The organism is Flavobacterium sp. J49, from assembly GCF_011742145.1.
Lineage (GTDB): Bacteria > Bacteroidota > Bacteroidia > Flavobacteriales > Flavobacteriaceae > Flavobacterium.
Genome location: NZ_JAAQQU010000104.1, coordinates 640,142 through 657,032 on the forward strand (window position 1 = coordinate 640,142; position 16,891 = coordinate 657,032).

Genomic DNA, 16,891 nt, shown 5'->3' on the forward strand with positions numbered 1-16,891 from the left:
TATCTCAAAAAAAAGGAACTCCATTGGAGTTCCTTTTTTTATGAATGTTTGATAGCATTACGCTTCGATAGCCTTTCTTCTCTCTCTTCGGTCACGCAACCAGTATTTGGTTCGTTTCACTAAGAAGAACATTACCGGTACCATTACTAAGGTTAAGATAGTGGCATAAGTCAATCCGAAGATAATTGTCCAAGCCAATGGTCCCCAGAAAATTACGTTGTCTCCACCCATATACAAGTGCGGATTCAAATCGGTAATCAATCCGAAGAAGTCAAAGTTCAGACCGATAGCCAAAGGAATTAATCCTAAAACGGCTGTCAATGCGGTTAACAATACCGGACGCAAACGCGATTTTCCACTTTCGATAATCACTTCTTTGATTTCTTCTAATGATAAATCATCATGGCTTTCCACCGCTTTGTCGGCTACTTTTTTATCTAATAATAAGACGAAGAAGTCCATCAATACGATTCCGTTCTTTACTACAATTCCGGCCAAAGAAATAATACCCATCATGGTCATCAGGATAACAAAATCCATATTGGCAATCACATAACCATAGAAAACCCCACTGAAACTCAACAATACCGTAAACAAAATCACGATGGTTTTAGAAACCGAGTTGAATTGCAATACAATAATTATGGTAATTCCCGCCATGGCTAAGAACAAGGCATACATTAAGAAGCTTTGGTTTTTACCTTGTTCTTCTTGTACACCCGAGAAAGAATAAGTGATGCCTTTCGGTAATTCGTATCCTTTTAATTCGGTGGCAATTTGTTTGGTAATTTCATCTCCGTTATAACCGGTCAAAACGTTGGAGTAAATCGTCATGATGCGTTTGTATCCTTTTCTTTTGATTTGGTTATAAGTATACGTTTTCTCCGTTTCAGACACCGCCGAAATAGGCACTTGTACAATTTGACCGTTGTTTTGGTTTCTGAAAGTCAACGATTGATTGAACAAAATGTTCTCATTCTTGCGTTGGTCTTCCTGCATACGCACCACGATGTTGTAGTCGTCATCACCTTCTTTATAAGTCGAGATTTCCTGACCGTAAACTGAACGACGCAAATTGAATCCTAATTGTCCGGTTGAAACGCCGGCACTTCCCGCATTTACTCGGTCAACCGTCACTTCCAACTCCGGACTTTGTTTGTTGACATCAACACTTAGTTTTTCAATTCCGGGAATATTTTTACTATTGATAAAAGCAATCATTTTATCTGCTTGGGCAATCATTTCGTCATAGTCAGATCCGGTTAATTGTACTGAAATCGGATAACCTGCCGGCGGACCATTAGCGTCTTTTTCCACGGTAACTATCGCTCCGGCGATGCCTTTTACTTTGCCGCGGATTTCTTCTAAAACGTCTGAGGTATTAATGCCTTGACGGAATTTAAACTCCGAGAAGTTCACCGTTACTTTTCCTTTAAAAGGAGTTTCCGAAGCCGAACCGGCATCCACATTCGGATTTCCGGCGCCAACACCTACTTGTGAAACGATGCTTTCAGCTAAGAAATTTTCGTTGGTTTTCGGGTCAACATATTTGTTTAAGATGTTGATTACTTGTTTTTCTACATATAAAGTAGCTTTGTTGGTTTTTTCAATATCAGTTCCTTGCGGATATTCGATATATACAATCGCCTGATTCGGGATGTTGTCCGGGAAGAACAATACTTTTCTTGGGAATACACCCAATAGAATAAAGGACAAAAACAACATACCGATGATACTTCCCAACGCAATCCAAGCATTTCTTCCGGTTAGGATTTTGGCCAAAAAGCGTTTGTATTTTTCCTCCATTCTCGGGAAGAAATTGTGTTGGAAATCTTGGGTCCATTGGTACAACTTAATCTTGTACAACCACATTAATCCTAGTGAAATTAAGGCTAAATGCCCAATTCCTCTTCCTAATTTTGAATCGTATACATTGCCGAGAACTACAAAAATAACGGCTGTAATTCCGAAAATAATCGAATAAGTTTTGGCCGATTTGTTGGTTACATTTCGGTCTTCAATATCCATAGAACCTCCGGTCATGGCAGCATTTACAATCATTGCCACGAATAACGAAGCACCCAATGTTACCGAAAGCGTTAGCGGAAAATAAATCATAAATTTACCCATAGTTCCGGGCCACAAAGCGAACGGTAAAAATGCCATTAAGGTAGTTGCCGTTGACGAAATTACCGGCCAAGCGATTTCGCCGATACCGATTTTCGATGCTTGTATACGCGGCATGCCTTTTTTCATGTTGGCAAATACGTTGTCGACCACCACAATACCGTCATCCACCAACATTCCCAATCCCATTACCAAACCAAATAGCACCATTGTATTCAAAGTCATTCCAAAGGCGGAAAGGATACTAAAGGCCATTAGCATTGACAAAGGAATAGCAGCACCAACGAATAAAGAGTTTCTCAATCCCATGGTAAACATCAACACAATCATTACCAGTATAATCCCGAAAATAATGTGATTGGACAATTCGTCCACTTGGTGTTCTACACGTGACGATTGGTCGTTGGTCAAGTCGATTTTTAAATCTTTAGGCAAATAATTTTCTTTGGCTATTTCAATTTTTTCTTTGACTTGATCTATGGCGGAAATCATGTTTTGACCCGAACGTTTCTTCACGTTGAGCATTACTACTTCTTTCCCTCTTTCTCGGGCATAAGTCGTTTTTTCTTTTTCTTTGAACTTAACGGATGCAATGTCTTTTAAGTAAACACTTCCGCCAAAAGACTTAACGATTACATTTTCAAGTTCTTTCGGATCTTTGATTTCTCCTACGATTCTGATGTTATTTCGAGAACCTTGAGAAGTTAAATTTCCACCAGAAAGCGTCATGTTTTCATACTGTACCGCATTTTGAATGTCGTCAAAAGAAACTTGAGCCGCAGTCATTTTGAAGATATCCACTGCAATTTCCACTTCTTTGTCATCTACTCCGAGAATGTCTACTTTTTTTACTTCGGCGATTTCTTCAATGTCATCCTGCAATTTCTCACCATACTTTTTAAGTTGTTGCGTAGTGTAATTCCCTTTTAAATTGATGTTCAAAATGGGCACTTCTTCCGAAATGTTCAATTCGAAAACATTGGGTTCCACTTTACTGCCGTTGTCCAAATTGGGCCAATCGGTATCGGCTTTAACGATATCGACTTTGTCTTTGATTTTGGTTTTAGCTTCTTCGATGCCTACTTTATCGCCAAATTCAACGATAATCATCCCATAATCTTGAAAGGAACTGGCGGTTATTTTATCAATACCACTGATATTTTTGAATTCCTTTTCCAGGGGCTTGATGATTAATTTTTCAACATCTTCTGCAGAATTCCCTGGGAACACTGAAGAAATGTAAACTTTATTTTCGATGATTTCCGGGAAATCCTCACGCGGCATCGTTACGTAGGCAATCAAACCGGTAACAACAATCAGAAAAGTGAAGATATATACAGTGACTCTGTTGTCGACTGCCCAACTCGATATACCGAATTCTTTATTTTGATGACTCATATTTTATAAGTTGTTGGTTGTTGGTCGTTGGTTGTTAGTAATTGGTTGTTAGTAATTGGTTGGAAACCATCAACTATCAACTAATAACCATCAACTATTATTAGAAATTAAGTTTCATGCCTTCAGAGATATTGTTTACACCTTCGGTGACAATAATATCATTGGCCGATAAACCGCTTAGGATTTCGGTAACATTGTCAGATGATTTTCCAACAGTAACTACCACTTTTTTTGCCGTACCGGTTTTACCGTTGCTGCCTTCCACAACATAGATAAATTTATCTCCGGTACCATCTTCCTGAACCACATTGGTTGGCACTACAATCGCATTTTTATTGACGTAATCCGTGATTTTTAGTTTGGCCACTTGGTTAGGGCGCAATAAGTTTTCCGGGTTAGGAACGCTTACTTCAATTCCGAAACTTCTGTTACTTGGATTGATAAAGTTACCAATTTGACGTACTTTTCCTTTATAGGTTTTGCCCAAAGAAGTCAAAAACACATCTACTTCAGTACCGACTTTTAATTTTCCGATATACGTTTCCGGAACGGTTGTGTACACATACATATTGCTTAGGTTAACGATTCGCATTAAGCCTTGTGCACTTGGCGCAACAACTTCGCCTTTTTCTACAAAAACTTCGTCGATGGTTCCGGTGAATGGTGCGCGGATAACAGTTTTAGCCAATTGGGCTTTGATTTGGGCTACGGCTTTTTGGGCAGAAACCATTTGGGTTTGTGCTTGTAAATACTGAATTTCAGAGCCGATTTTTTTGTCCCAAAGATTTTTTTGTCTTTCGTACGTGGTTTTAGCCAAAGCATATTGATTTTCGGCACTAGCCAATTGTTGGCTTATTCCGGCATCATCCACACGACCCAAGATTTGTCCTTTGGAAACTTTTTGTCCGGCTTTTACCATTAGTGAAGTCAAGGTTCCGCTGAATTCCGGTTGTACCAAGATGTTCTCTTTGGTATCCACACTTCCTTGGATATCGATATAATGATTGAAAACAGTGTCTTTAACGGTCAATACCGAAACCAGAGCTTCTTCTTTTTTGACGTCTAAGGTGGCTAATGCTTCTTCAATTTTGGCAATTTCAGCTTGCAAAGCGGTTTTTTTGGCTTGCAATCCGGCTACGTCTTTCTTTTCAATCAGTTTGTCCAGTGATTGCGTATTTTCTTTGTTCCCACAAGCGTAAAGAACTACGGCTAAAAGGGAAAGTATAATTGTCTTCTTCATTTTGTATAGATTAGTTTTTGTTGATAATTTTTTCAAGAGTTGCTTTTTTATTGATGATGTTTACCATGGATTGTAGGTAGTTTTGTTGCGCTGTGTACAATTGTCTTTGGGCTTCGCTAAAGTCAAAACTGGAGGACAAGCCTTCGGTAAATTTGATTTGTTGCTTTCTTTCAATACGTTCGGCCAAATTCAAATTGCTTTTAGAAGTTGCATATTCTTCAATGCTGAATTCAAATTCGCTTTTGGCTTTTTCGTATTGCAGTTTCAAGGCTTGTTCGGTTTCAGTAAGTTTGGTTTTGGCTTGTTCCAAAGCTATTTTGGCCTGTTGGGTTCTCGCACTTCTACCTAAACTGCTGAAAATAGGCACATTTAAACTCACGCCTAAATTGGAGTAATTCAACCATTTTTGGTCTTTTTGGAAAAACGCAAATTGGTCGTTAAACGCATTGTAACCAAAGTTAACATTAGCCGATAATGACGGTAATGCTTTGCTTCTTTCTAATTTCAGTTCTAAAGCTCTTTGCTCTTGAAAATTCGTGGCCATTTGGTAATCAATGTTGTTGGTTACGGCAAATGCACCTTGGCTAAAAGCCAAATCCAAATTGGAAACTGAAAGACTGTCAAGTTTATCGGTTAATTTTAATTCCGCATCAAGGTCGATACCTAAAGTGTATTTCAACATTTTATAAGCCACATCCAACAATCTTTTGGTATTGTTCAAATTGCTATTGATAGAGGCTAAAGTGATTTGCAATTGTTCTACATTTTCTTCTTCGATTAAACCGTTTTTATACGTCTCTTCGGTATCGGTTAGGGTTTTAGATAAAGTAGCTTTGTTTTTTTCAAGAATACTGATGCTTTCCTGGGCTAACAGCACATTACCGTAAGCATTGATGACCATTTCTCTGATTTCAGAACTCGTTTTTTGTTTGGCGTTTTCATAGTATTTCAAATACGTTTTGGATGCTTGAAGTGCTACGATATAAGAACCGTCAAAAATCAGCTGACTTAAATTGGCGCGAGCGGTCATGTTGTGTTTGGTTCCAAAAGCTACTGTGGCAAATTCGCCCGGATTTCCACCAAAAAACTCAGCCGGAATTAGGGATTTTTGCAATTCAAAATTGTTTTGATAATCTAAACCGGCATTGATTTGCGGCAAACCCGCTGCAGTGGTTTCCCATTTCTTTTGCTTAGCCGCGTCGATATCTCTATTGGCATTGATGGCCGAATAGTTGTTTTTTACGGCATGTTCAATCGCTTGTTGCAAGCTGAAAGAATAGCTTTCCTTTTGTTCTTGAGCGTGTAAGCTGCTTACCATCAAGAGTAAAGTTAATATTAAGTTGTTTTTCATAGATTGATGATTATAGATTTGATTTTAAATGTTTTTCGAGTTCAATAATTCCTTCGGCTGTCGCAATGGCTCTGGTATGGTATTCAAGCGCTTTGGCCTCTAGTTCGTAGGCTTCTTTTTCCAACATCGTGTTTTCGTTAATGGAAAAAATAAGGGTGTAATAGAATTTCACTGCGGCTTCAATGTCGGTTTCCTTGCGGTACAAACCTTCTTGGATCCCTTTTTGGATGTTTTGGCGGAACATATGACTGCAATCTTCAATTTCGTTGCACATCATTTTTTCGTAAATTTCAGGATAATGTTTTTTGAGCTGATAGGCCGGAGATTGGTCAAAGGATTGGAACATTTGTTTGAACATTTCCCTGATTTGAAAATTTTCGGCAATAGCATTGTGATTTTGTGCCACAACACTGTCCATCAAGGTATGTATTTTTTGATGTACCACTTCTGTGCCTTCTTCAATGAGTTTTTCTTTGTTGCTGAAATATTTGTAAATCGTTTTTTTGGAAATACACATTTCACAGGCAATATCATCCATGGTGACACTCTTGAAACCCAGTTTCAAAAACATTTCTGTCGCTTTTTTGATGATTTTCTCTTTCATGATCATGTTAAAATTATGGCGCAAAAATAATATGGAAACTTTTAACACTAAAATAGTTTCCAAAGTATTAACGTAAATTTAACATTGGCCCAAAAACACACTTTTGTAATGCGGTCAGAATAACCTAAATTAGCCGAAAATATTTTTTCATGCGCGCCATTTCCGATTACCAAGACATTGTTGTTTCCCATTTTAATACACTGACTCTCGAGAAAGAGCCTAATAATTTATATGAACCGATTCGGTATATTCTTTCGTTAGGCGGTAAAAGATTACGTCCGATATTGACTTTAATGGCCGCAGAAGTTTTTGATGCCGATTGCCAAAAAGCATTAGCAGCAGCAACCGCTGTAGAGGTTTTTCACAACTTTTCATTGATTCATGATGATATTATGGATGATGCGCCACTTAGAAGAGGAAACGAAACGGTGCATGAAAAATGGGATTTAAATACCGGCATACTTTCAGGCGATGCGATGCTGATTTTGGCGTACCAATTTTTTGAAACCTATGAGCCGAACGTCTTTAGAGATTTGGCCAAATTATTCAGCAAAACCGCTTTGGAAGTTTGTGAAGGCCAACAATACGATGTCGATTTTGAAACCCGTGATGATGTTACGATTCCCGAATATTTGAAAATGATTGAATACAAAACTGCTGTTTTGGTTGGTGCTGCTATGAAAATGGGTGCGATTGTGGCCGAAACTTCTACTGAAAATGCTAATGCGATTTACGATTTCGGATTGAATTTAGGGATTGCGTTCCAGTTGCAAGATGATTATTTAGACGCGTTTGGCAATCCGGAAACCTTCGGAAAACAAGTGGGCGGCGATATTATTGAGAATAAAAAAACGTATCTTTATCTCAAAGCTTTAGAATATTCAAAAGCGGAAGAAAAAGAACAGTTGCTCCATTTGTTCTCCATTCAGCCAAGCGATAATACTGATAAAATCAATTCGGTGAAACAAATTTTTAACCAAACCGGAGCAAGTGATGCGACCCAAAGCGCCATTCAGGACTATACTTTAAAGGCTTTTGACACCTTAGAAAAAATGAACATCAGTGAAGACAAAAAAGCAGTTTTGAGAGCTTTCGGTGATAAATTGATGAGCAGAAATGTTTAAAAAGTGTCCAGTATTCAGTTTCTAGTGTTCAGTTTGAAATCTGCAATCAGAAATTATTAACCATAAATCAAAAATCAATTTGTTTGTTGCACCGATAAATACCGACCAATTACTTTCGGAAGCCGAGAAAGAAAACTTGTACGCCAAACTCATTGAGCAACTCAACAAAGATTTCAACTTTGCCAACGAAGCAGTCGATTTTCCGCAAAGCACTTCGCCTTATGAATTGAAAGTGCAACTCCACGAAAAAATTTACCGCTTAATCCAGTACAAATACGCCGAGTTGCTCAATTTGCTTTACATCATCGATGTGCCCGAGGAAAACGTCAAGCAATTGGACGGCAGTGACACGGTCGAACTCGCCGAACAAATCGCCTTTTTAATTCTAAGAAGAGAATGGATGAAAGTTTGGTTTAGAAACAAATATTAAAATTTCTCGAAAAACAGATTCAAAATCCCGCTCGCAATTGCACTTCCCATGTCGGAAACCCCATTCGGATTCAAGGAATCTATTTTTGTTCCGTCAAAATTATAAATCGGAAACGACTTGTAATTGCTTAAATGATATTGGTCACTGACAGTAACATACTGGTCATTCATTTGCGTCATCGGATTGTAAATGCTTAGAAAATACTTGTCAGTATAACTTTTTTTGTCCGAAAGAGTCAAGTTGAAAGAAATGTCTTTTAGACTAAAAGTGGGTGTGTTAGAAGAAAAGGTGCGGTTGGTTTTACCCAATACAAACGAAACAGGATTTTGTGAAAACCCCCACAAGCTGAAAAACAAAAACGATAAACAAAATAGCTTTTTCATCTCTTAAAAATAAACTCTTATAAACGGCATAAACGCATCGCCATACAAATCTTTGTCCTTGTCAAACAACAAGTTGAATCGAGCGCCAATCGTAACATTATCCGCTCGGTATCCGGCGCCAACATATAAACCGGTATTCCAAAAACTTCTTTTTACACTATCATACAAATCATCGTAAGTGGTGTTCACATGCACTTCTTCTAATTCTAATGAAAGTTGGATTTCCTCTATAGGATTGTACAGTCCTACAATGCTTGCGCCAACAACATTAGAAGCGTAAAAATTCTTTTGCTTCAAACGGCTGTATTGTAAGCCGGTACCCAAAGCAAAGTGCTCATTAAAATTGTAAATCGCACTCGGCGCAACGGTGATATCGGTAAAATCATTGCCGATGGCTACACCCAATCCGCCACCAAATTGGACATGATCCCAAAAGCTTTCCGTTTCCGCTTGGGTTTGGGTTGGCTCTTGTGAAAAAACTACAAAAGGAAGGATTAAAAAGAACGTCAAAGACCCTCGTTTGGCTAGTGTCATGAAAGTATTCTTTTTCATAGAAATATATATAGTTAATTAGCGTTATAAATATACTAAAATGATTGAAAGATTATTACAAATGTCATACTTTTGCAACTGATTTTCTAATACAAAGATTATTTACCGATAAAATCATGGATAGGTTTTCCTTTTTAAACGCAGCACACACCGAATTTTTTGCCGATTTATACGAACAATACCTTCAAAATCCCGATGGCGTAGAGCCAAGTTGGAGAGCCTTTTTTCAAGGCTTTGATTTTGGAATGGCAACCTATAACGAAGAGAATGCCGTACAGGAATTGGCGCACTATGCTGCCAGTGTTCCTCAAAACGGACAGGTTTCTGATAAATTGCAAAAAGAATTCAATGTACTAAAGTTGATTGACGGCTACAGAACCCGCGGTCACTTATTTACCCAAACCAATCCGGTTCGTGACCGTAGAGTATACGAGCCAAATTTGGATATCGAAAACTTTGGTCTGACTTCAGCTGATTTGGATACCGTATTTGATGCAGCCAAAATTTTAGGAAAACAACCCTCTACTTTAAAACAAATTCTTGCTCATTTGAAGAGCATGTATTGCCAACACATTGGAATCGAATACATGCACATGGAAAATCCGATTTATGTCAATTGGGTTCAAGAAAGAATCAATAAAAATGACAACCAACCGAGTTTTGATGCCGAACAAAAAAAACACATTTTGGGCAAATTAAACGAAGCGGTTTCTTTCGAGAATTTTTTGCATACAAAGTATGTTGGGCAAAAACGATTCTCGCTTGAAGGTGGTGAAAGTATCATTCCGGCATTAGACGCACTGATTGAATCGGCAGCTGAAAAAGGCGTAGAGCATTTCGTTATGGGAATGGCGCACAGAGGAAGACTAAATACCTTAGCCAATATTTTCGGCAAAGCCACACAGGACATTTTCTCTGAATTTGACGGAAAAGATTACGATAAAGAATATTTCGATGGCGACGTGAAGTACCACTTAGGGTTGACTTCGGAAAGAAAAACCCAATCGGGTAAAAAAATCAACATCAATTTGGCTCCGAATCCATCCCACTTGGAAACGGTTGGTGCCGTGATTGAAGGAATTACCCGTGCCAAACAAGACAAATATTTCCCGGAAGATTTCTCTAAAGTATTGCCAATTGCCGTTCACGGTGATGCGGCTGTGGCCGGACAAGGGATTGTGTACGAGATTGTGCAAATGGCCCAATTAGATGGGTACAAAACCGGCGGAACGATTCATATTGTCATCAACAACCAAGTTGGTTTTACCACCAATTATTTAGACGCGCGTTCGTCAACCTATTGTACCGATGTGGCCAAAGTGACTTTGTCGCCAATTCTTCACGTGAATTCGGATGATGCCGAAGCAGTAGTGTATGCAATGTTATTTGCCTTAGATTTCAGAATGGCATTCGGAAGAGATGTATTCATCGATTTATTAGGCTACAGAAAATACGGTCACAACGAAGGCGATGAACCTCGTTTTACGCAACCGCTTTTATACAAATTGATTGCCCGTCACAAAAACCCGAGAGACATTTACTCTGAGAAATTAATCACAGCGGGAATTGTTGATGCCGCTTATGTGACCAAAATAGAAAACGAGTACAAAGCCAAGTTGGATGAAAATCTACAAGCTTCGCGTAAAAAAGATTTGACGATTATTAAACCATTTTTACAAGATGCTTGGGAAGGTTTTGTTCAGGTTTCGGATGACGAAATGTTGAAAGCAGTTGATACAAAATTCGACAAAAAGAAAATGGACGCCATCTTAGAAACCATTTCAACTTTACCATCAGATAAAAAATTCATCAGCAAGATTTCCAAAATTGTTACCGATAGAAAAACGATGTACAACAACGACGCTATCGATTGGGGAACTGCGGAAACATTAGCTTACGGTTCACTATTAACCGAAGGTTACGATGTTCGTATCTCAGGACAAGACGTAGAAAGAGGAACCTTTTCGCACCGTCACGCCGTAGTAAAAGTAGAAGACAGCGAAGAAGAAGTAATTTTGTTGAATGCAGTTAAAGACAAGAAAGGGAAGTTCAATGTATTCAATTCCTTCCTTTCAGAGTATGGCGTTTTAGGGTTTGACTACGGTTATGCCTTAGCCAATCCAAACGCATTAACGATTTGGGAAGCACAATTCGGAGATTTCTCTAACGGTGCCCAAATCATGATTGACCAATACATCTCTTGTGGGGAAGACAAATGGAACAACCAAAACGGAATAGTATTATTATTGCCTCACGGTTACGAAGGACAAGGAGCAGAGCACTCTTCGGCTCGTATGGAGCGTTACTTGCAGTTGTGTGCGAAACACAATATGTACGTAGCCGATTGTACCACGCCGGCGAATTTCTTCCACTTGTTGCGTCGCCAAATGAAAACCAAATTCCGCAAACCGTTGGTGGTATTCTCACCAAAAAGTTTGTTGCGCCACCCATTGTGCGTTTCCACTCGTGAAGAATTGTACAACGGTCAATTCCAAGAAGTGATTGATGACCAATCAATCGACAAGAAAAAAGTAAAAACACTGGTTTTCTGTACCGGAAAATTCTATTACGATATTTTAGCCGAAAGAGAAAATTTAGGCCGAAATGATGTAGCTTTGGTACGCATTGAGCAGTTGTTCCCGTTACCGGTAGAGCAATTGAAAGCCGTGATAGCGAGTTATCCGAATGCCGACGATTTCGTTTGGGCTCAGGAAGAACCAAAAAACATGGGTGCTTACAGTTATATGCTAATGAATTTCGACTTGGTACAATGGAGATTGGCTTCGTTAAAAGCGTATGCTGCTCCGGCCGCCGGAAGTCATACACGTGACAGAAGAAGACATGCCGATGCCATCAGAATGGTATTCGACAAGAATTTATTCAGATAATTTAGGAGCTGTTTCCCGCTGCAACCTGTCTGACGGCAGGCAGGTCGGGGCTAGAAAAAAGATAAACAAGAACAACACTATAAAATTACAGACATGATTTTAGAAATGAAAGTCCCATCACCGGGCGAATCGATTAAAGAAGTAGAAATTGCAACTTGGCTGGTAAAAGACGGCGATTATGTAGAAAAAGACCAAGCCATTGCTGAGGTTGATTCTGACAAAGCCACTTTAGAGTTACCGGCAGAAGCCAGTGGAATCATCACGCTAAAAGCAGAAGAAGGTGACGCAGTAGCCGTTGGTGCCGTAGTTTGTTTAATCGATACTAGCGCAGCCAAACCAAACGGAAGTGCTCCGGCAAAAGAAGAAGTAAAAGTAGAAGTGCCAAAAGCAGAAGCTCCTAAAAAAGAGGAAGTGAAAGCAGCTCCGGTGGCAGCAGCAACTTATGCAGCCCAAACGCCATCCCCGGCCGCTCGTAAAATATTAGACGAAAAAAACATCCAACCTGCTGATATCGTTGGAACTGGAAAAGACGGTAGAATCACTAAAGAAGATGCGGTTAATGCTGTGCCTTCTATGGGAACACCAACCGGTGGTAGCCGTGGTTCAGAAAGAACGAAACTTTCTATGTTGCGTCGTAAAGTAGCCGAGCGTTTGGTATCTGCGAAAAACGAAACGGCTATGTTGACGACTTTCAACGAAGTAGACATGACCAATATCTACGCATTGCGTGAGCAATACAAGGAAGAGTTTAAAGCCAAACACGGTTTAGGATTAGGCTTTATGTCGTTCTTCACCAAGGCCGTAACTCGTGCTTTGCAATTGTATCCTGACGTAAACTCGATGATTGACGGACAAGAGAAAATTGCTTATGACTTCTGTGATATCTCAGTAGCGGTTTCAGGTCCGAAAGGCTTGATGGTTCCGGTAATGAGAAATGCCGAAACTTTATCTTTCAGAGGTGTGGAAGCCGAAATCAAAAGATTAGCGATTCGCGCTCGTGACGGACAAATCACCGTAGACGAAATGACGGGAGGAACTTTCACTATCTCTAACGGTGGTGTTTTCGGAAGTATGTTGAGTACGCCAATTATCAATCCACCACAATCCGGTATTCTTGGAATGCACAATGTAGTGGAAAGAGCAATCGTAAGAAACGGACAAATCGTTATCGCTCCGGTAATGTTTGTAGCCTTGTCTTATGACCACAGAATCATCGACGGACGTGAGTCGGTTGGATTCCTAGTTGCCGTTAAAGAAGCGTTAGAAAATCCGGTGGAAATTTTGATGAACAACAACCCTAAGAAAGCTTTAGAGCTATAGGGTTTCTACCTGCCTCGGATGAGGCGCCTATATATGTAAATCCCGTCTTGTTGTAAACGAGACGGGATTTTTTTTGCAAAAAGGTTCTGGTTAAATTTAAAAAAAGTAAAGCGTAAAGAATAAAAAACGATTCTTAGTGATGATTTATCAAAAAAACTATGGGTTATTATTTATTTTAGCACCTTAAATTTTTTCAGCAGTATTTTTCTCTTTCCCCATGTCTAAAATTATCTGTCATTTTATAATACTATTATCGTTTTCTTCGGCTTTTGCACAGGAGTTAAATGAGTCTGAGATTAAAAGAACCCGAAGCATCCAAGAACTGCTTATTTCTAACCCTGACCAAGCTTATGCAGAAGCTTTGAAAATGACTAAGGCTAAAAACGAATTGTCTCGTTTTTTCGGCAACTATTATGTCGCCAATTACTTTTATAATAAATCCGAGTTTGCTCATTCCAAACAACTTCTCTTGTCACTTATGGGGAATATTGAAAAAAGTAATATTCCCAAATCAAGCCAAGTTTACCAAGATTTGATGAGAATGTGTGTTAACAAACTTTTCTACATTCATAAGAATCTGGGAGAATATGACATGGCCTTGTTTTATTTGGATAAATATAAAAAGCGTTTGCCCAACACTCATTTTAACGAACAATATGGGTTAGTAAAAGTGGCTTTGGGTGATTATGTTAACGGGATTGCTTTGTTGAAGCGTGAGTTAAAGACTTCACCACACCTGAAATTAGGCGTTGGTGAAAAAAAAGTAATGAATAAAAAATTATTTGCAGACAAATACAATTTCATAGGCGAAGCCTATCAACAGTATTATATACAGTCCAAAAAAACAGTTTTTTTAGATTCAGCAAATTATTACTTTAAGGCAGCGGCAAAGATGTTGCTCCAAGATAATTTTTATCCTGAGTATACGAAAGCATTATTAAACATGCGTGAAGCAAAAAGCGCGGCTTTAGCGGGAGATTACCATCAATCATTAGCATTGTACCGAAAAGGGAAAAAGTTCTCGGTTATTCAAGAGCATATCAGAACCGTGCAGATGTTTGATTTAGGAATGGCCGATTGTTTTTATCATCTTAAGCAAATTGATTCCGCCTTTTACTACGGTGAAAAATTCATAAAAAGTTATCAGCAGACTAAAGTGTCTAATGAAAATTTGTTGATGGCCTATAACATCATGACTCTATGTTACAATGAAAAAAAAGACACCAAAAATGCTTATCGATATGCCCAAAAAAGTTTAGCCTTAATTCAATCTATTGAAGGCATTAAAAACAACTCTTTAAATTTTTTGCACAACTATGATTTAGCGGTGATTAAAGAAGAATCTAACCAGGTTATTGCCTCAAGGAATTATTTTAAAATTTCTCTTTTCTGTATTTTAATCGTTTTAGCGATTGTTGTTTTCAGTTTTTATTTCTACTACAAAAATCAGAAAGAAAAACACCATCGATTTTTGCAAATTATTCAAGACCTAAAAGAATCTCAAGACTCAGAGCTCCATCAAATACCCATCAATACCATAGTAACGGAGACACAACCAAAGCAGATTCTGGATGAAGATCTTATCGGGAAAATGGCCTTAGGATTAAAAAAATTAGAGCAGAAAGAAGCGTATTTAGATCCGAATTTTAAGTTGGCTTTTGTGGCCAAAAAATTAAATACCAATACGGCCTATCTATCCCAATATTTCAATCAGGTCATGCAAAAATCTTTTTCGGAATATACCCAAGAATTGCGCATCCATTACGTGTTGCAAAAGCTAGTTGACGCGCCCTATTTTCGCAAATATACATTACAGGCTATAGCCGAAGAAGTAGGTTATAAAGATGCCAACACATTGGTTCGCGTTTTTAAAAAGCAAACCGGTCTTTCACCCAATTATTATATCGAAAAGTTGAAAAATACGGAGTAAGTATTTTAAAATCAAAAAAATACATCTTATTTAAGCTATCGATTATTTATAAATAGTCCAATAAACAAATTGGTCTGAGCGTTCTTATCGCATAGTTTTGGCGGGAATTAAATCAAAATTCACAAAAGTTTAATCCAAAACAATTAATATGAAAAGAACCATTACTATTCTATTAATATTTATATCATTACAATTATCTGCCCAATGCTGGCAAAGTATTAGTGCGGGTTACATTCATTCATTAGCTGTCAAAGATGATGGAACACTTTGGGCTTGGGGTTCTAATGGTAATGGAAGACTTGGAGACAATACCACAATTAATAAAACTACACCCACACAAATTGGAACTGATAACAATTGGTTAAAAGTTTGTGCTAGTTTTTCGGCTTCTTATGCAATTAAAACAGATGGCACTTTATGGGCTTGGGGTTGGAACGGGAATGGTGAGTTAGGATTGGGAACATCAACTTCTACATTTCTTGTACCTACACAAGTAGGAACGGATACTAATTGGCAAAGTATATCTTCGAATGACTATTTTTGTATAGCTCTAAAAAGCAATGGTACTTTGTGGGCATGGGGAAGAAACGATTATGGTCAATTAGGAGATAATACGGGTGTTTTTAGATTTTCACCAGTTCAAATAGGAACAGATACAAATTGGCAAAGCATTTCAGCAGGATATGGTCATAGTTTGGCTATAAAGTCTAATGGAACACTATGGGCTTGGGGCGAAAATGCTAATGGAAAATTAGGATTAGGTACAACAACTTCAGTTTATTCAGTGCCAACACAAGTAGGAGTTGCAACTAATTGGCAAAAAGTAAGTGGAGGTTACAATCATTCTTTAGGTATAAAAACAGATGGAACACTATGGGCATGGGGATCAAATACAAATGGACAGTTTGGGAATGCATCTCCTACTTCATCCAATGTTCCTGTTCAGATTGGAACTGATACTAATTGGCAAGATGTATCAGCAAGTCAGTATTTTTCTTATGCTATTAAAAACAACAAAACGCTTTTGAGTGCGGGTAGAAATGAAGAAGGACAGTTAGGTAATGGTACAAGTAGCACTACAAATGTGTTTGTGTTTACTCAAGTTGGAAGTTTTACTGATTCTGAAAAAATTGCAACAGGATATTATCACGTTTTAAATACAAACCAAGACGGTTTTATTAGAGTAACAGGAAGGAATAGTTCCGGACAATTAGGAGACGGAACAACTACTCAGAAAAATTCACTTACTTACATTTCTTGTTATCCTTCAGCACTTTCTAATGAAGATTTTGCCTTAAACGAATTAAAAGTATATCCAAATCCTGTCAACAATAAATTAAACTTTTCGCTTGAAAAGGAAATTACAACTGTTTCTATTTATAATTTATTAGGACAAGAAATTTTATCAAAATCTTTAAGCAACAACGAAACTTCGATAGACGTTACCGCTTTGTCTGCCGGAACTTATTTAGTAAAAGTAACTTCTGATAACGAAGCAAAAACATTGAAAATTATAAAGGAATAATCCACAGTACTAATCTATT

General features: G+C 38.2%; 12 protein-coding genes. 6 read left to right on the plus strand and 6 right to left on the minus strand.

Features of this window, described 5'->3' with window-relative positions:
- Positions 1–57: 57 nt before the first annotated feature.
- From HA632_RS09465 to HA632_RS09480, 4 genes are all read right to left on the minus strand, one after another.
- Positions 58–3,525, minus strand: coding sequence for an efflux RND transporter permease subunit (locus HA632_RS09465; protein ID WP_176306930.1), 3,468 nt, complete (start codon positions 3,523–3,525; stop codon positions 58–60).
- Between the two features lie 100 nt (positions 3,526–3,625).
- Positions 3,626–4,765 carry an efflux RND transporter periplasmic adaptor subunit gene (locus HA632_RS09470; protein ID WP_176306931.1) on the minus strand — a complete coding sequence of 380 codons (1,140 nt, stop codon included), beginning with the start codon at positions 4,763–4,765 and terminating at the stop codon, positions 3,626–3,628.
- 10 nt (positions 4,766–4,775) lie between these two features.
- Complete coding sequence (locus HA632_RS09475; protein ID WP_176306932.1) at positions 4,776–6,116, minus strand: TolC family protein; 1,341 nt, start codon at positions 6,114–6,116, stop codon at positions 4,776–4,778.
- Positions 6,117–6,126: 10 nt separating this feature from the next.
- Positions 6,127–6,720, minus strand: a complete 594-nt coding sequence (locus tag HA632_RS09480) for a TetR/AcrR family transcriptional regulator (RefSeq protein ID WP_176306933.1) — start codon at positions 6,718–6,720, stop codon at positions 6,127–6,129.
- 149 nt (positions 6,721–6,869) lie between these two features.
- On the opposite strand from HA632_RS09480, the gene HA632_RS09485 reads away from it, so the two are divergent.
- Both HA632_RS09485 and HA632_RS09490 read left to right on the plus strand, forming a co-directional pair.
- Positions 6,870–7,844, plus strand: a complete 975-nt coding sequence (locus tag HA632_RS09485) for a polyprenyl synthetase family protein (protein WP_176306934.1) — start codon at positions 6,870–6,872, stop codon at positions 7,842–7,844.
- A 79-nt stretch (positions 7,845–7,923) separates the two neighbouring features.
- On the plus strand, positions 7,924–8,274 hold the full coding sequence (locus tag HA632_RS09490; RefSeq protein ID WP_176306935.1) for a hypothetical protein: 351 nt from the start codon (positions 7,924–7,926) through the stop codon (positions 8,272–8,274).
- Here HA632_RS09490 and HA632_RS09495 read toward each other — a convergent pair.
- Together HA632_RS09495 and HA632_RS09500 are read right to left on the minus strand one after the other, a co-directional pair.
- A complete protein-coding gene (locus HA632_RS09495; RefSeq protein ID WP_176306936.1) occupies positions 8,271–8,657 on the minus strand; it encodes a hypothetical protein in 387 nt (128 codons plus the stop codon). The two genes, HA632_RS09490 and HA632_RS09495, sit on opposite strands and share 4 nt — an antisense overlap.
- 3 nt (positions 8,658–8,660) lie before the next feature.
- Complete coding sequence (locus HA632_RS09500; protein WP_228778770.1) at positions 8,661–9,209, minus strand: hypothetical protein; 549 nt, start codon at positions 9,207–9,209, stop codon at positions 8,661–8,663.
- 116 nt (positions 9,210–9,325) lie between these two features.
- Between HA632_RS09500 and HA632_RS09505 the strand changes: the two genes are divergently transcribed.
- The 4 genes from HA632_RS09505 to HA632_RS09520 all read left to right on the plus strand — a co-directional run bounded on the left by HA632_RS09505 (position 9,326) and on the right by HA632_RS09520 (position 16,872).
- Positions 9,326–12,097: a 2-oxoglutarate dehydrogenase E1 component gene (locus tag HA632_RS09505; RefSeq protein WP_176307179.1), complete on the plus strand. Its 2,772-nt coding sequence runs from the start codon at positions 9,326–9,328 to the stop codon at positions 12,095–12,097.
- Positions 12,098–12,190: 93 nt separating this feature from the next.
- Positions 12,191–13,417 carry a 2-oxoglutarate dehydrogenase complex dihydrolipoyllysine-residue succinyltransferase gene (odhB, locus tag HA632_RS09510; RefSeq protein WP_176306937.1) on the plus strand — a complete coding sequence of 409 codons (1,227 nt, stop codon included), beginning with the start codon at positions 12,191–12,193 and terminating at the stop codon, positions 13,415–13,417.
- A 217-nt stretch (positions 13,418–13,634) separates the two neighbouring features.
- Entirely contained in the window at positions 13,635–15,347 is a 1,713-nt protein-coding gene (locus tag HA632_RS09515; protein WP_176306938.1) for an AraC family transcriptional regulator, read from the plus strand.
- A 148-nt stretch (positions 15,348–15,495) separates the two neighbouring features.
- Entirely contained in the window at positions 15,496–16,872 is a 1,377-nt protein-coding gene (locus HA632_RS09520) for a T9SS type A sorting domain-containing protein (protein WP_176306939.1), read from the plus strand.
- Positions 16,873–16,891 lie beyond the last annotated feature (19 nt).